This window comes from Yoonia sp. (assembly GCF_965660735.1).
Classification (GTDB): domain Bacteria; phylum Pseudomonadota; class Alphaproteobacteria; order Rhodobacterales; family Rhodobacteraceae; genus Yoonia.
Genome location: NZ_CBFIBD010000001.1, coordinates 252,043 through 266,201, shown reverse-complemented (window position 1 = coordinate 266,201; position 14,159 = coordinate 252,043). Strand labels below are relative to the sequence as shown.

Sequence of the window (14,159 nt, the reverse complement as noted above, 5' to 3'; positions counted from 1 at the left end):
TCAAGCAGGTTCGCCACGCGCGTGTTCCGCAAGGCCAGAAGGTTTTCGGATTTGTAATAGGCGTCATCATCCAGCAGCCGCTGTGCATTGGGTGGCATGATCGGCGCGGTCGGCATGATCACGGCATCAAACTGCGCCGTCTCTGCCGCATATTGCCGCCGGATGTCGCGCAGCAGGTTCCACCCTGCCACGTAATCCGGTCCGCTGACCGATTTGCCGCCGCGCACCCGTTCAAGGATTTGCGGAAACATCTTTTCGGGGTGCGCCTCGACCAGATCACGCCACCAGCCATAGCTGTCGGCGGCATAAAGATCACCCGCCACGCGGAACGCATCGAAAAGTTGGGAAAAGTAACGGTGTTCGATCGCGGCACCGGCGCCTTGCAGCCGTTCCACGGCACGGGCAAAGGCATCACGGGGCGCATCGCGCACATCTTCCGGGACAATGGTATCAAGGACCATCAGGCGCACACCCTTCAGCGTGTTGCCCGCAAGATCAGCAGGTTTGCCACCTTCCAGAAGGGCCAGAAACAGGGTCGCATCCTCGACCGTGCGGCACAGCGGGCCGACGCTGTCAAAAGTCTGGCAAAGCGGTACAACCCCCTCTAGCGGCAACCGCCCGTGCGTGGTTTTCAGCCCCACCAGATCATTCCAGGCGCTGGGAATACGCACCGACCCGCCTGTATCGGTCCCGATACCCGCAGCCGCCAACCCAAAGGCGACCGACGCCGCCGCCCCCGACGACGACCCGCCCGCCACCGCGTCTGCATCATGCACGCAAGGTGCCGTCGCCGTGATCGGGTTCAAACCCAAACCCGAAAATGCGATTTCCGACATATGCGTCTTGCCCAGACACACCAGCCCTGCGGCGGTCGCCGTTTGCAGCACGGCGGCATCACGGTCAGGCACGCGGCCCGCCATCAGGGCAGTGCCTGCCTCGGTGCCCACACCGGCAGTATCAAACAGATCCTTCCACGACACCGGCACGCCGTCCAGCGGCCCGCGCCGCATCCCCGAACTGGCGCGCTCGGCTGCTGCCGCGGCTTCGCCCCGCGCGCGGTCATGGGTCACGCGGGCATAGATCCGGTCACGGCATTCATGCGCGTCGATGGCCGCCAGAAACACATCTGCCAGCGCCACGGGGTCAATCGTGCCCGCGCCAATCCCACGCCCCAGATCCGCCGCCGTCATCCATCGCCACTCTTGCATCGCATTCTCCTTTGTTGGGGGACGGTAGCGGCCAAGCAGCGCATGGACAATCCCGCAACGACGCGCATATTGCGAGGTATGGATACTGATATCATCATCGTGGGTGGCGGCCTGAACGGTCCGGCCCTTGCATTGGCCGCTGCACAGGCGGGCTTTGCCGTCACCATCATCGACAGCCTGCCGGTTGACCGGCGCAAAAGACCTGATTTTGACGGGCGGTCCTATGCGCTGGCGCTGGCGTCAACGCGGCTGTTGCGCGGGATCGGCATATGGGATGTCGTAGCCGAAAACGCCCAGCCGATGCTGGAAATCAAGGTCACGGATGGCCGCGCCGGTGAAGGCCCCAGCCCCTGGATGATGCATTTCGACCACGCCGAGATCGAAGAAGGCCCGATGGGCTATCTGGTCGAGGATCGGCACCTGCGCCGGGCGTTTCTGGATGCCATGGCAGCCGACGACAGGATCACGCATTTGGCCGGTGACACAGTCGTCGCACAGGATGCATCCGCAGGGCATGTCACCGTGTCACTTGCATCGGGAAAATCCGTGACCGGCGCACTGCTGGTCGGATCGGACGGACGCCAAAGCGGCACGGCCAGCCGCGCGGGGATCAAACGCACCGGCTGGGGCTATGGGCAGACGGCAGTCGTCTGCGCCGTGACCCATGAAAGACCGCATAACGGGATCGCGCACCAATTCTTCATGCCCGGTGGACCGCTGGCCATTCTGCCGCTGACCGGCAACCGCAGTTCAATTGTCTGGAGCGAGGAAGAAAACCGCGCCAAATCCTTGATGGCGCTGGACGATGATGCCTTTCTTGATGCATTGCGCCCCGCCTTTGGCAGCTTTCTGGGGCAGATTTCGCTGACGGGGGCGCGGTTTGCCTATCCGCTGGGGCTTACGCTGGCCAACAGCCTGATCGCGGATCGCGTGGCACTGGTGGGTGATGCCGCCCATGGTGTGCATCCGATCGCGGGGCAAGGATTGAACGCGGGCCTGCGCGATGTGGCGGCATTGGCCGATGTTCTGACAGAGGCGCGCAGCCGCGGCGAGGACATCGGCAACCCGCTGTTGCTGGAACGCTATCAACAGTGGCGGCGGTTTGACACAGCGACCCTTGCGATTGCGACGGATACGTTCAACCGGCTGTTTTCCAACGACAACCCGCTGCTGCGCGCGGCGCGGGATATCGGGATGGGGCTGGTCAATGCGGCCCCTGGCCTGCGGCGCGGGTTCATTCGCGAAGCGGCAGGCCTGACAGGGGATTTGCCGCGGTTGATGCGTGGATAGGTGCAACGCCGTTCCCCCTAACCACCCAGAATACCGTCAATATTGGCTATAATACTGATGAGCAGCGCCACCCCACAAATCAGAACCGCCAGCCAGAATACATACTGCATGACCAATGCAGATGTGCCGACGCCCACTGCCAGATACGACAGCCTGTGCGGCTCGTTGCGGTAAAGACCTATGCCGCCAAGAACAACCGCACCGCCCGCGACGCAAAGCGCCCCGATTGTAATGAAACGGCTGTAATCCGGGGGTGCCGGTGCAGGTGCCGGCGCCGGTTCACCCGATAATGCACGGCTGGCAGATAGCCGGATCTCGGCGGCAATCTCACCTATGGCGGTGCCGGCACTTTTCTCTGCGGGTTCGAAAAGCGCGGATAGCTGGATAAGGATCACGACAAGGCTTGCGATACCAAGAAGAAAACCGGTCAGCCCGAATTTCGCCGCGTGTTGCTGGCTTGCCTCCTGCACTGCAATCCTCCTTCATCCTCAGACCCGTTTGATAGAACGTGGTTTTGGCAGAATTGTGACAGCAGTATCGCCGGGCAAGCGATCACTAATCGATCTTGCGCGCCTCATCGACAAGCATCACCGGGATCCCATCACGGATCGGAAAGGCAAGATGCGCCGGTTTTGACACCAGTTCCTGCCTTTCCGCATCATAGCGCAGGGTCGCATGGGTCAGCGGGCAAATCAGTGCTTCCAGCATCTTGGGGTCGAACTTTGGGTCGGTCATTGCATCATCTCGTCGCCTGATCCGCCACGCAGGGCAAATTCGATTAGCGTTTGCAAGGTTTCGCGGCGGGTTTCAAGCGATGGTGCCTCTAGCAGGGCCTGTTTGTCCTCGGGGGCAAAGGGGCACAGCATCGATAGCGAATTGATCAGCAATTCATCTTCGGCCTCGCCCAGACTGTCCCAGTCGGTCGATAGCCCCTGATCGTTCAGGAACCGGTCCAGCAGCTTCATGAATCTTTCACGGTTGAACGCCGGATCCTTTTCTGTCACGCCCAAGTCGCGTTCAAAGCCCTGCCAATTAACCTTGCAGCGGCGATAGGGCGTGAACCCTTCAACCTCTTCCACGATGCGGAACCGCGACGCCCCGGACAGGGTAATCATATAGCGCCCGTCTTCGGTCTCGGAGAAGGCGGTCAGCTTACCTGCGCAGCCAATGCTGTGAAGCTTGCCGGATGCCCCCGGCGCATCATAAGGCTGGACCATCCCGATCAATCGGTTGGACGTTTTCAAAACATCATCCAGCATCGCCAGATAGCGCGGCTCGAACAAATGCAGTGGCAAGCGCGAACGCGGCAAAAGCAGCGCGCCCGGCAGGGGAAACACCGGAATGATGTCTGGCAGATCAGTTGATGATATCATGACCATCGATCTAGCCCGTCGCAGGCGTCAGGCAAATATCATCGACGACAGTTTGCGCCGCCCGTTCAGCACGATCGGGTCCTTGGCATCCCGCGCCTCGAATATGGTGAAAAGCTGTGCCTTGGCGGCACCGTCATTCCATTCGCGGTCACGCCGGAACAGCTCCAGCAATTCATCCACGGCATCTTGAACCTTGCCATTGGCATACAGCGCCTTTGCCAGATCGAACCGGGCCTGAAGGTCGGCGGGTTCGGCATCCACCTTGGCCTGCAACTCCGCCACCGGGCCGGCCTGCGCCGCCTCGCGGGCAAGGGTGATCTGCGCATGGACCGCCTCTAGCAGCGGATCCTTGGAAATCTCGGCGGGGGCACCGTTCAGGATCGCCTCTGCCTCGTCCACTTCGTCCAGCGCCAGATAGGACCGGACCAGACCGGCATAGGCCGCAGCATTTGCAGGGTCTTCCTGTAGGATCGCAGCGAATGTTTCAGCGGCATCCGCAGCGGCGCCTTCATCCAGCATCTGGTTGGCGGCCTCGATTGCGGCTGTCAGCCCGTCATCCTCGGGTTCACCTGCAAGGGCTGCGATTTTCTCGACAAAGGCATCGACCTGCGATGGCGGCAACGCACCCTGAAATCCGTCGACCGGCTGCCCCTTGTGAAAGGCATAGACCGTCGGGATCGACTGCACCTGCAACTGGCCTGCGTAAACCTGATTGGCGTCCACATCGATCTTGATCAACTTGACCCGGCCCTTTGCCTTTTGCACCGCCGCCTCGATCGCGGGGCCAAGCGTTTTGCACGGGCCGCACCATTTCGCCCAGAAATCCACGATGACCGGAACGGTTTGCGAGGCTTCGATCACGTCCGCGCCAAAGCTAGCGTCGGTGCCGTCCTTGATCAGGTCACTGTCTGTGTCGGGGGTCGCGTTAAGTTCCAGCATGGTCTGTTCTCCTTGATGGCGTGTTGGCCCCTATATGTGCATAAGCGGGCCCAAGGCCAAGGGGCAAAGCCGCTTTCGATTGATGCAAAAGGACCAGGGACGAAACCCATGCAACCAAAACTTGCCGCCATCGCGGTTGTCATTCACGAAAAGCGGGTGCTGCTGGCGCGCCGCAAGAATGAACCCAATGCCGGTTTATGGGGCTTTCCCGGCGGTCATGTGGACCCCGGGGAAACGGCCCTTGCCGCCGCAGTGCGTGAACTGGCCGAGGAAACATCCGTGGTCGCGACACCGCTGCGTTATCTGACAAATGTTGACGTCATCGTTCATGACAACACAGGCGCATTGCAATTCCATTTCCTGCTGGCGGCGGTCCTGTGCCGCTATGAACACGGCAAGCCGTTGGCAAATGACGATGTCAGCGATGCGGCCTGGGTGCCGCTGGACGACGTTGCGGCACTGAATGTCAGCCCCAATGTCCTGATGGTTCTGGACCTGGCAAAAGCGTAAAGTTGGGGGTCACCCCCAGCCGGACTATTCGACCACACCGACAATCGGGCCCAGCTGAAAACCGAAATCCGACCGCCCCAGCGCGGGCGCATACAACCGCGACACCTTGCCGTCGAAATACAGTGCATTCGGCAGTTTCAGAAAATCCCGGAACAGCGCCCCAAATTCGTGAAATGTCACCGACGTGTTGGAAATGACAAATACAGCGCGCGTGCCATCCGCCGTGGTGCCGACCCCGTTGCGGATAAAGCGCGATGTGCTGTCCGGCAGGAACCGTGGGTGCAGCGCCCCGTCAATCACCAGCATCGGACCGGATTGCGTTGCATCACGGCAGACGGGTTTGGCGGCGACAAAGCGCAGGGTTTCATAGACCTGTGCGGTCTTGTCCGTGATGCAAAACACCCCGTTGGGCAACAGGCCGAAATTTCCGGGGCCTGCATTGGGAACGACGCGCATCGTCTGCACACCGTTTTCCAGATAATACCCGACCGGCGCGCGGTCAGGGTGATACATGCCCGCATTCATGCCAAAGGCCAGCCGCTGGCCTGCCAGCCCGTCGTCAACGGCACTGAAACTACCCAGCACGCTGCCGCTTTCGTCGCTGTGAAACAGGCGCACATCCTCTCGGGCGGGATCGACGGTGCAGGCGGTATAACTGTTGCCCTGATAGGTGATATCCGCGCAGGTCACCGCCGCTGCGGGCGTTGCAAACCACATCAGGGCCAATACGACCCAGCGCATCAGTCGTCCAGATCCTGCCGCACGTGATCTTCCTCCAGCAGGGCGCGGGTGGCGTCCATCTGGTCAAAGGTGCCATCAATCTCGAACCGCAGTTCGGGTGCGAATTTCATCGTGCCGCCCTTGACCACCAGATGCCGGATTTCATACCGGTTACGGCGCAGCGCCGCCAGCGCCTCTTCCTTGCCCTGTCCGCCAAGGGGCAGCACGAATGCTGTCGCAATGCGCAGGTCCGGTGTCATCCGCACCTCGCCCACTGTGATCGACATGCGCGCCAGTTCATCATCGTGCACGTCGCCACGTTGCAGCACCTCTGACAGGATGCGGCGGAATTGTTCGCCCACCCGCAGCATCCGCTGCGTTGGGGCCTTGCCATCTCGGTTCGTGTTCTTTGCCATGACATGCATGTAATCGCTGTGCGGACAGATGCCAAGCAAGGCTTTGCGCTACGGGCAATCCGCCGCTAAGACAGGGGCGAACAATCGGGGGCATGCACCATGAACGACACACCGGGTATCGTGATCACAGGCGGATCGGGCCGAATGGGTCAATCGCTGATAAAGGCCGTGCTGGCATCGGACAAATGCCATCTGGTCGGCGTGTTGGAACGCAATGGGCACGACTGGATCGGGCAAGACATCGGCACCGCCATGGGCGGCCAGCCCGTGGGTGTGGCCGTGACCGATGACGCGCTAGAGGCGTTTGCCAGGGCACAGGCAGTCATAGACTTTACCGCGCCCGCCGCGACCGTGCAGTTTGCCGAGCTGGCCGCGCAGGCCCGCGCCGTGCATGTGATCGGCACCACCGGGCTGTCGGACGAAGATTTGCGCGCGATCAACGCCGCCGCGCGTCACGCAGTGATCGTGCGTGCGGGGAACATGTCACTGGGGGTGAACCTGCTGGTAAAACTGACCCAACAGGTCGCCGCCGCACTGGACGCAGATTTCGACATCGAGGTGATCGAGGCGCACCATAACCAAAAGGTCGATGCCCCATCCGGCACCGCCCTGATGCTGGGCGAGGCCGCCGCCGCAGGGCGCGGCGTGTCGCTGGATGATGTGCGCGACAGCGGGCGCGACGGCATGACAGGTGCGCGGCGGCGCGGCGATATCGGCTTCTGCGCCATTCGCGGCGGGGATATTGTTGGTGAACATGACGTGCTGTTCGCCGCCGCCGGTGAACGGATCGTGCTGCGCCATATCGCGACCGACAGGTCGATTTTCGTGCGCGGCGCGCTGCGTGCGGCCCTGTGGGGGCAGGACAAACGCCCAGGCGAATACGATATGGTCGATGTTTTAGGGCTATAGTGCGTCAAAGTGAACCAGCAGGTCGGGTATTGCGTAGAAAGGGCAAACTTATCAAATCCCGAGGTGTCTGATGAAACGTCATCTTATTGCACTGCTTCTTGCCTTTGCGCCTGCCCCGGCTTTCGCCGAAAGCTATGTCTCGGTGATGGACAAAGACACGTTCCTGTCCTTGATCGATGGCCGCCAACTGCGGCACGGCTTTTATCCGATAACCCTGAATGTGCTGGGAAACGGCGAGATCCAAGGCAGCGCCATTGGCTGGGACATTACCGGCAGTTGGGACTGGCAGGACGGGTATTTCTGCCGTGATCTGACCTGGGGCGGTGATCCGCTGGGGTATAACTGCCAACTGGTCGAGGTCCGCAGCGACGGCAGGATTCGCTTTACCGTGGATCGCGGCGCGGGCGATTCCGCAGCTTTCCGCTTACGGTAAGGGGGCGACCGGATCTGCCGCGGGGTAAATCCGCAATTAACCTTGCCATTTCGACTTTCCCGTCAAAGGGTGGTGCATCCGCGTGAATACGCGTGACATAAATCCAATTTGCGCCGGCCAACGGCGCATCCTAAAGGGGAGATTATCATGACATTGAAAACCAGACTGATGGCCACCAGCGCCGCGATCCTGATCGCCGCCACCGGCGCGGCCAATGCCGATGCGCATGCAACGCACCCTGTCACGGGCGAAACCCTCGCCTCTGACCAGACATTCACCTATCGCGTGGGTGACGAAAGCCCGTCTTATGATCCCGGTCTTGTCGAGGATGTTGACGGTTCCGACGTTGTCCGCGACCTGTTCGAGGGTCTGATGAACCAGGATGCCGCCGGCAACCTGATTCCCGGCGTGGCGACAGGCTACACCGTCAGCGATGACAAACTTGTGTATACCTTTACCCTGCGCGACAACGCCAAATGGTCCAACGGCGACCCTGTGACCGCAGGCGATTTCGTCTATGCGTGGCGCCGCGCCGCATCGCCCGAACTGGCATCGCCCTACAGCTGGTATATCGAGCTGATGTCGATCGAAAACGCATCCACCGTGATCGCGGGTGACATGGCCCCGTCCGAACTGGGCGTCACCGCCATCGACGATACCACGCTGCAGGTGCGGCTGTCCCAGCCCCTGCCCTATTTCGCGCAGATGGTGACGCATGGCACGACCTTCCCCGTGCATCAGGCCACGGTCGAGGCACATGGCAGCGACTGGGTTCTGCCTGAAAACATGGTGTCGAACGGGGCCTATGTGCTGACCGAATTCGTGCCCCAGGAACGGCTGGTCCGCGAACGCAACCCGATGTATTGGAACAACGACGCAACGATCCTTGATAAGGTCGTCAAGCTGGTGGTTGCCGATGAAAACGTGGCGCTGACACGCTATCTGGCGGGCGAGCTGGATCGCACCGATGTGCCCGCAGGCCAGTTCCCGCGCCTGTCCGAACAATACCCCGATCAGGCGGTTTCCGTGCCACAAGCCTGTTCGTATTATTATATGTTCAACCTGCGAGATAACGCACCCGACCACATTCAAGACCCCAACGTGCGCAAGGCGCTTAGCCTTGCGATTGACCGCGACATCATCACCGGCGCGGTGCTGGCGGGCGGGCAAAAGCCAGCTTACACCTTTACCCATTGGGCCACTGCGGGCTTTGAAACACCCGATATCCCCATGGCGTCGATGACGCAGGACGAACGCAACGAAATGGCACAGGAATTGCTGACGCAGGCGGGCTATGGGTCCGACAATCCGCTGTCCATTGATCTGGTCTATAACACCGATGAATCACACAAGTCCGTCGCACTGGCTGTCAGCCAGATGTGGAAACAGACGCTGGGTGTCGAAACCACGCTGGCCAATCAGGAGTGGCAGACATTCCTGGAGGCACGCGGCAGCGGCGACTATGAGGTTGCGCGCGGCGGTTGGTGTGCAGATTATAACGAGGCATCGACATTCCTTGACCTGATGCAATCGGAATCCGGCTATAACGACAGCAAATACATCAACCCCGAGGTTGACGCCCTGCTGGCCGAGGCCAAGACATCCGACAACCCGCAGCCGCTTTATGACCGGGTCGAGGAATTCATCGCGCAGGATACGCCGATCATCCCGATCTATCATTATGCCGCAGTGGATATGTTCGCATCCGACCTCAAGGGCTGGCCCTACGAGAACTTTGAGCAGAACTGGTATTCGCGCGACCTGTATAAAGTGGCTGAATAACCTATTCTGACCCCACACCGCGCCCTGCAAAATACCGGGGCGCGGTGATCCTATTTATGGATCCTGCCCCATGTTCAGCTTTGTCGCCCGCCGCCTTGCCGTGGCCATCCCGACGCTTTTGATCCTTGTCGTCTTGTCGTTCATCCTGATGTATGCTGCCCCCGGCGGCCCATTCAATTCCGAACGCCCCCTGCCGCCTGCGGTTCTGGCAAATATCGAGGCGAAATACGGGCTGGATCAGCCGTTCTGGAAACAGATCGTCACTTACGTTTGGAGCGTGGTCACCCAGTTCGATTTCGGCCCTTCGTTTCAGTATAAGGACCGCAGCGTCAACGATGTGATTGCCCAAGGGTTTCCCGTCACAATGACCTATGGGTTCTGGTCCTTTGTCGTGGCCGTCACCGTCGGTGTGTCGCTGGGTGTCGCGGCGGCGATCAGGCAGAATACATGGCTGGATTATCTGGCTGTCGGCATTTCCATCGGCGCACAGGTGTTGCCGAATTTCGTGATGGCGCCAATCCTTTTGCTGATCTTCACGCTATGGCTGGGCTGGTTGCCGGGCGGCGGCTGGAATGGCGGGCAGTGGCAATACCTGATCATGCCGGTCATCGCACTATCCACATCCTATATGGCCTCGATCGCGCGGATCACCCGGTCGTCGATGCTAGAGGTGCTGAACGCCAATTTCATCCGCACCGCACAGGCCAAGGGACTGCCCATGCGCCGCATCATCTGGAAACACGCCATGAAACCCGCAATGCTGCCGGTGCTGTCCTATCTGGGACCGGCGTTCGTGGGGATGATCACCGGATCGGTCATTATCGACGTGTTTTTTTCCACCGGCGGGATCGGGCAGTTTTTCGTCAATTCCGCATTCAACCGCGATTATTCCGTCATCATGGGAATCACCATTCTGGTGGGCGCCCTGACGATCCTGTTCAACCTTGTCGTCGATATCCTTTATGCATGGATCGACCCCAAGATCCGGTATTAAGGGGCGCAAGATGTTACCCAATCCCGCAACAGTGGAATCCGTCGCCGAGGCGATGAACATGGCCGAGGTCAAGGGCCGGTCACTCTGGGCCGATGCGCGCCAGCGGTTCTTGCACAACAAGGCCGCAGTGGTGTCGTTGGTCATCCTTGCGCTGGTCGGCGGGTTTGCCCTGTTCGGTGGCCTGCTGGCGCAATATGAAAACGATTTTGTCGATTTCACCCTGATCGGCAGCAATGCCTACAGGGGCGTTCCGTCATTCGAAACGGGCCATTTCTTCGGCACCGACAACAGCGGGCGCGACCTGTTCGCACGCACCGTGCAGGGCACCGGCATTTCGCTGATGGTGGGAATCGTCGGCGCACTGGTCGCGGTGGTCGTCGGCACGCTTTATGGCGCGACGGCGGGGTATTTCGGCGGGCGTACTGACGGGATCATGATGCGCATCGTCGATGTGCTGATGTCGATCCCGTTCATGTTCGTGCTGATCCTGATGCTGGTGATTTTCGGGCGGTCCATTTTCATGCTTTTTCTGGGCATCGGCCTGATTTCATGGCTGGACATGGCGCGGATCGCACGCGGCCAGACACTGGCCATCAAGAACAAGGAATTCGTCGAGGTCGCCCATGCGACCGGCGTTCACCCGATCAAGATCATCCTGCGCCACATTGTGCCCAACCTGCTGGGCATCGTGATCGTCTATGCCACGCTGCTGGTGCCCAACATGATCATTTTCGAAAGCTTCATCAGCTTTCTGGGCCTTGGCGTGCAGGAACCCGCCACTTCGCTGGGCGCACTGATCAACGAAGGCTCCAGCACCATGCAATACGGGTATTACTGGCAGATCGCCTTTCCGCTTTTCTTCTTTGTCGTCACAATCTTCGCCTTTTTCTTCGTCGGCGATGGGCTGCGTGACGCGCTTGACCCCAAGGACAGCTGAACCATGCTATTGGAAGTCGAAAATCTGCATGTGACATTCACCACCGGCGACGGGGATGTGAACGCGGTCAACGGCGTGAACTTTGCCATCGACAAGGGTGAAACGCTGGCGATTGTCGGCGAAAGCGGGTCGGGAAAATCGCAGACCGCTTTTGCCGCGATGGGTCTCTTGGCCAAGAACGGGCGCGCCACGGGCGAGGCACGTTTTGACGGCAAGAACCTTCTGGCGATGAACCAACGCGCCCTGAACAAGATCCGCAGTCAGGATATCGCGATGATCTTTCAGGATCCGATGACATCGCTGAACCCCTATCTGCGGATCAGCGACCAGATGGCCGAGGTGCTGATGCTGCACAAGGGCATGGGCAAATCTGCCGCCATCGCGGAATCCGCACGCATGCTGGACGCCGTGCGCATCCCCGACGCCCGCGCCCGGATCACCATGTTCCCGCATGAATTTTCCGGCGGCATGCGCCAGCGGATCATGATCGCCATGGCGCTGCTGTGTCAGCCCCGCCTGCTGATCGCGGATGAACCGACCACGGCGCTGGATGTGACCGTGCAGGCGCAGATCATGCAGGTCTTGTCAGATATCCGCAGTGATTTCGGGGCGGCGGTGATCCTGATCACCCATGACCTTGGTGTCGTGGCAGGGTTCTGCGACCGGACGCTGGTCATGTATGGCGGCCAGATCATGGAAGAAGGGCCGACCGATGATCTGTTCGCCAGTCCCAGCCACCCCTATACCAGCGGCCTGTTGCGCGCCGTCCCGCGCCTTGACCGCGATGATGCAAAGCTGGCCACCATCGCGGGCGAACCGCCCGACATGTCCCGCCTGCCTGCCGGTTGCCCATTCTCGCCCCGTTGCGCACAGGCGCTGGACAACTGCCGCACCGATAAACCCATGCTTGAAAAGATCAAAACCCGCCGCCGCGCCTGCCACCTGCCCATAGCAGAGGTCGCATGATGTCCCCGATCCTCTCAGTTCGCGATCTGTCGGTCACATTCGACGTGCGCCGCCCCGGGTCATGGCCATGGACCCCGCCGCGCAAACTGCACGCCGTATCACAGGTGTCGTTCGATCTTGCCCCCGGCGAATGTCTTGGCATCGTCGGCGAAAGCGGATCGGGAAAATCCACGCTGGCTCGCGCCATCGTCGGCACGATCCCGTCGTCGGGCGGCAACATCATGTTCGAAGGCGCGGACCTTGCCAACATGGACCCCCGCCAGCGCCGCGTGCACCGGCGCGACGTGCAGATGATCTTTCAGGATCCGCTGGCCGCATTGAACCCGCGTATGACCGTGGGTGATATCATCGCCGAACCACTGGTCACCCACGAGCCCAAGACACCGCGGGCACAGGTCAAGGCAAGGGTCCGCGACCTGATGGAAAAGGTCGGCCTGCTGCCCAACCTGATCAACCGCTATCCGCATGAATTTTCCGGCGGCCAGTGCCAGCGCATCGGGATCGCCCGCGCGCTGATCCTGAAGCCGAAACTGCTGATCTGCGACGAACCGGTTTCGGCGATCGATGTGTCGGTGCAGGCGCAGGTGATCAACCTGCTGATGGATTTGCAGCACGACATGGGGCTGTCGATGATTTTCATCGCCCATGACCTGAGCGTGGTCAAACATATCAGCGACCGCACGCTGGTGCTGTATCTGGGGCGCGTGATGGAAACCGCCGCCAGCGGCACGCTGACAACAGCGCCTGAACATCCCTACACGCAGGCATTGATTGCATCGGTGCCGATCCCCGATCCGGTGCTGGAACGCGCCCGCCCCCGCCCCATTCTGGAAGGCGAATTGCCCTCGCCGCTGTCGCCGCCGTCGGGCTGCGTCTTCCGCACCCGCTGCCCCAAGGCGCAGGCAAGTTGTGCCGGCGCGCGTCCGCTGTTGCAGGACCTTGGCAGCAGTCACCAGGTCGCCTGTCCTTTCCACAAAGCGGAACATGTGCTGGCCGTCAACGGCTAGGGTGCGACGATAGCATCCCTATACGCCAAGCAGCGCTTGCGCTAAGGCACTCGGGCAATACACAGATCAAGGATCACACCATGACCGACCTGGCCCCAAAGAAACCGCGCCGCCGCATCGGCGCGCTTGTCGCTGGTGGCGTGATTGTTCTGGCCGCGGGCGTGTTCACCTTTGGCCTTCAGGGCGCCTATGCGCAGATGCATGGGCACGGCGCGAACGGCATGGGCCACGACATGGCGAATATGCCTGGCCTGCGCGGTCTCGATGCGACGCCCGAAGAATCCGCCGAACTGGCCGTGATGTTCCAGAACTTTCCCAAGATCACCCGCGAGGTCACGAACCTGCCAAACGGGATCAGCACCGTCACCCTTTCACAGGATGAAGACCTTATGAACACCGTGGTCAGCCATGTGGTCGGCATGATCAACCGCGTCGAAGAAGGGCGCGACCCGCAGGTGTTCATCCAAAGCCCGACGCTGGATATCCTGTTTGACCGGCGCGACAGCATCGTGACCGAAATCGACATGACCGTTCAGGGCATCGTTGTGATCCAGACATCAGACGACCCGGCGGTCGTGGCCGCCCTACAAACCCATGCCGCAGAAGTCACCGACATGGTGGACCGGGGCATGCAGGCCGTACACGAGGCGATGATGCGACGGGCGGGAAATTGAC

At 60.7% G+C, this 14,159-nt stretch carries 17 protein-coding genes; 10 read left to right on the top strand and 7 right to left on the bottom strand.

Features of this window, described 5'->3' with window-relative positions; translation table 11 throughout:
• Positions 1-1,208: amidase (locus ACTG4B_RS01265; protein WP_439153851.1), on the bottom strand; the 1,208-nt coding region annotated here is incomplete at its 3' end.
• Between the two features lie 42 nt (positions 1,209-1,250).
• Here ACTG4B_RS01265 and ACTG4B_RS01260 point away from each other — a divergent pair.
• The gene (locus ACTG4B_RS01260) at positions 1,251-2,498 is read left to right on the top strand and encodes a UbiH/UbiF/VisC/COQ6 family ubiquinone biosynthesis hydroxylase (protein ID WP_439153850.1); all 1,248 of its coding nucleotides are present in this window, start codon (positions 1,251-1,253) and stop codon (positions 2,496-2,498) included.
• A gap of 17 nt (positions 2,499-2,515) precedes the next feature.
• Here the strand turns inward: ACTG4B_RS01260 and ACTG4B_RS01255 are convergent, their stop codons facing one another.
• From ACTG4B_RS01255 to ACTG4B_RS01240, 4 genes are all read right to left on the bottom strand, one after another.
• Positions 2,516-2,968, bottom strand: a complete 453-nt coding sequence (locus ACTG4B_RS01255; RefSeq protein ID WP_439153849.1) for a hypothetical protein — start codon at positions 2,966-2,968, stop codon at positions 2,516-2,518.
• 85 nt (positions 2,969-3,053) lie between these two features.
• The gene (locus ACTG4B_RS01250; RefSeq protein WP_439153848.1) at positions 3,054-3,233 is read right to left on the bottom strand and encodes a Trm112 family protein; all 180 of its coding nucleotides are present in this window, start codon (positions 3,231-3,233) and stop codon (positions 3,054-3,056) included.
• A complete protein-coding gene (locus ACTG4B_RS01245; protein ID WP_439153847.1) occupies positions 3,230-3,871 on the bottom strand; it encodes an LON peptidase substrate-binding domain-containing protein in 642 nt (213 codons plus the stop codon). The genes ACTG4B_RS01250 and ACTG4B_RS01245 overlap by 4 nt, the downstream gene beginning before the upstream one ends.
• 27 nt (positions 3,872-3,898) lie before the next feature.
• Positions 3,899-4,810, bottom strand: coding sequence for a tetratricopeptide repeat protein (locus ACTG4B_RS01240; RefSeq protein WP_439153846.1), 912 nt, complete (start codon positions 4,808-4,810; stop codon positions 3,899-3,901).
• A 108-nt stretch (positions 4,811-4,918) separates the two neighbouring features.
• Between ACTG4B_RS01240 and ACTG4B_RS01235 the strand changes: the two genes are divergently transcribed.
• Positions 4,919-5,320 (top strand): NUDIX hydrolase, encoded by a 402-nt coding sequence (locus ACTG4B_RS01235; protein WP_439153845.1) that lies wholly within the window; start codon positions 4,919-4,921, stop codon positions 5,318-5,320.
• A 24-nt stretch (positions 5,321-5,344) separates the two neighbouring features.
• Here the strand turns inward: ACTG4B_RS01235 and ACTG4B_RS01230 are convergent, their stop codons facing one another.
• Positions 5,345-6,061: a phosphodiester glycosidase family protein gene (locus tag ACTG4B_RS01230; protein ID WP_439153844.1), complete on the bottom strand. Its 717-nt coding sequence runs from the start codon at positions 6,059-6,061 to the stop codon at positions 5,345-5,347.
• Positions 6,061-6,456 carry a 30S ribosome-binding factor RbfA gene (rbfA, locus tag ACTG4B_RS01225; protein ID WP_439153843.1) on the bottom strand — a complete coding sequence of 132 codons (396 nt, stop codon included), beginning with the start codon at positions 6,454-6,456 and terminating at the stop codon, positions 6,061-6,063. The genes ACTG4B_RS01230 and rbfA overlap by 1 nt, the downstream gene beginning before the upstream one ends.
• A gap of 99 nt (positions 6,457-6,555) precedes the next feature.
• Here rbfA and dapB point away from each other — a divergent pair, with 99 nt between their 5' ends.
• The 8 genes from dapB (at position 6,556) to ACTG4B_RS01185 (ending at position 14,158) form a co-directional block, all read left to right on the top strand.
• Entirely contained in the window at positions 6,556-7,365 is an 810-nt protein-coding gene (dapB, locus tag ACTG4B_RS01220; protein WP_439153842.1) for a 4-hydroxy-tetrahydrodipicolinate reductase, read from the top strand.
• Between the two features lie 70 nt (positions 7,366-7,435).
• Positions 7,436-7,798: a dihydrodipicolinate reductase gene (locus ACTG4B_RS01215; RefSeq protein WP_439153841.1), complete on the top strand. Its 363-nt coding sequence runs from the start codon at positions 7,436-7,438 to the stop codon at positions 7,796-7,798.
• Between the two features lie 147 nt (positions 7,799-7,945).
• Positions 7,946-9,580, top strand: a complete 1,635-nt coding sequence (locus ACTG4B_RS01210) for a peptide ABC transporter substrate-binding protein (protein WP_439153840.1) — start codon at positions 7,946-7,948, stop codon at positions 9,578-9,580.
• Positions 9,581-9,650: 70 nt separating this feature from the next.
• Positions 9,651-10,574, top strand: a complete 924-nt coding sequence (oppB, locus tag ACTG4B_RS01205) for an oligopeptide ABC transporter permease OppB (RefSeq protein WP_439153839.1) — start codon at positions 9,651-9,653, stop codon at positions 10,572-10,574.
• A 10-nt stretch (positions 10,575-10,584) separates the two neighbouring features.
• Positions 10,585-11,511 (top strand): ABC transporter permease subunit, encoded by a 927-nt coding sequence (locus tag ACTG4B_RS01200; RefSeq protein ID WP_439153838.1) that lies wholly within the window; start codon positions 10,585-10,587, stop codon positions 11,509-11,511.
• A 3-nt stretch (positions 11,512-11,514) separates the two neighbouring features.
• Positions 11,515-12,477 carry an oligopeptide/dipeptide ABC transporter ATP-binding protein gene (locus tag ACTG4B_RS01195; protein ID WP_439153837.1) on the top strand — a complete coding sequence of 321 codons (963 nt, stop codon included), beginning with the start codon at positions 11,515-11,517 and terminating at the stop codon, positions 12,475-12,477.
• Positions 12,477-13,484 carry an oligopeptide/dipeptide ABC transporter ATP-binding protein gene (locus ACTG4B_RS01190; protein WP_439153836.1) on the top strand — a complete coding sequence of 336 codons (1,008 nt, stop codon included), beginning with the start codon at positions 12,477-12,479 and terminating at the stop codon, positions 13,482-13,484. Before ACTG4B_RS01195 ends, ACTG4B_RS01190 begins: the two co-directional genes overlap by 1 nt.
• Before the next feature lie 80 nt (positions 13,485-13,564).
• Positions 13,565-14,158 (top strand): hypothetical protein, encoded by a 594-nt coding sequence (locus tag ACTG4B_RS01185; RefSeq protein ID WP_439153835.1) that lies wholly within the window; start codon positions 13,565-13,567, stop codon positions 14,156-14,158.
• The last annotated feature ends 1 nt before the right edge of the window (position 14,159 follow it).

What these genes read in the sequence shown, in the direction of transcription:
- ACTG4B_RS01260 (WP_439153850.1), top strand. Translation starts at nt 1,251, where the DNA reads ATGGACAATCCCGCAACGACGCGCATATTGCGAGGTATGGATACTGAT.
- ACTG4B_RS01250 (WP_439153848.1), bottom strand. Translation starts at nt 3,233, where the DNA reads ATGACCGACCCAAAGTTCGACCCCAAGATGCTGGAAGCACTGATTTGC.
- ACTG4B_RS01245 (WP_439153847.1), bottom strand. Translation starts at nt 3,871, where the DNA reads ATGATATCATCAACTGATCTGCCAGACATCATTCCGGTGTTTCCCCTG.
- ACTG4B_RS01240 (WP_439153846.1), bottom strand. Translation starts at nt 4,810, where the DNA reads ATGCTGGAACTTAACGCGACCCCCGACACAGACAGTGACCTGATCAAG.
- ACTG4B_RS01235 (WP_439153845.1), top strand. Translation starts at nt 4,919, where the DNA reads ATGCAACCAAAACTTGCCGCCATCGCGGTTGTCATTCACGAAAAGCGG.
- ACTG4B_RS01230 (WP_439153844.1), bottom strand. Translation starts at nt 6,061, where the DNA reads ATGCGCTGGGTCGTATTGGCCCTGATGTGGTTTGCAACGCCCGCAGCG.
- rbfA (WP_439153843.1), bottom strand. Translation starts at nt 6,456, where the DNA reads ATGGCAAAGAACACGAACCGAGATGGCAAGGCCCCAACGCAGCGGATG.
- dapB (WP_439153842.1), top strand. Translation starts at nt 6,556, where the DNA reads ATGAACGACACACCGGGTATCGTGATCACAGGCGGATCGGGCCGAATG.
- ACTG4B_RS01215 (WP_439153841.1), top strand. Translation starts at nt 7,436, where the DNA reads ATGAAACGTCATCTTATTGCACTGCTTCTTGCCTTTGCGCCTGCCCCG.
- ACTG4B_RS01210 (WP_439153840.1), top strand. Translation starts at nt 7,946, where the DNA reads ATGACATTGAAAACCAGACTGATGGCCACCAGCGCCGCGATCCTGATC.
- oppB (WP_439153839.1), top strand. Translation starts at nt 9,651, where the DNA reads ATGTTCAGCTTTGTCGCCCGCCGCCTTGCCGTGGCCATCCCGACGCTT.
- ACTG4B_RS01200 (WP_439153838.1), top strand. Translation starts at nt 10,585, where the DNA reads ATGTTACCCAATCCCGCAACAGTGGAATCCGTCGCCGAGGCGATGAAC.
- ACTG4B_RS01195 (WP_439153837.1), top strand. Translation starts at nt 11,515, where the DNA reads ATGCTATTGGAAGTCGAAAATCTGCATGTGACATTCACCACCGGCGAC.
- ACTG4B_RS01190 (WP_439153836.1), top strand. Translation starts at nt 12,477, where the DNA reads ATGTCCCCGATCCTCTCAGTTCGCGATCTGTCGGTCACATTCGACGTG.
- ACTG4B_RS01185 (WP_439153835.1), top strand. Translation starts at nt 13,565, where the DNA reads ATGACCGACCTGGCCCCAAAGAAACCGCGCCGCCGCATCGGCGCGCTT.